1 protein-coding gene is annotated in these 234 nt (G+C 34.6%); it reads left to right on the top strand.

The window, feature by feature from the left end:
• Window positions 1-234: hypothetical protein (locus tag AAEZ00_RS22210; protein WP_351090217.1), on the top strand; the 234-nt coding region annotated here is incomplete at both ends.

Genomic DNA, 234 nt, shown 5'->3' with positions numbered 1-234 from the left:
GTGAAAAAGAGGTTACTATTGCTGATATTGTTGAAAAATTAACAGTATACAAAGCAGAATTACACTCTGCATTCGATGAAAAAATAACACTTTTCTCATCATCAGATAGCGCAAGAGAAGCGGCTTATCATGCGTTAAAAGAAGCACAGGCACCACTCAGTAAAGAAGTCAGTAAAATATTGGCTGAACTGCAAAACTTACAAAGCTTTGTGATTGATTTACGTGACAAAAATA

Source organism: Shewanella sp. S1-49-MNA-CIBAN-0167 (assembly GCF_040310145.1).
GTDB lineage: Bacteria > Pseudomonadota > Gammaproteobacteria > Enterobacterales > Shewanellaceae > Shewanella > Shewanella psychromarinicola.
This window is presented reverse-complemented; position numbering and strand designations above follow the sequence as displayed.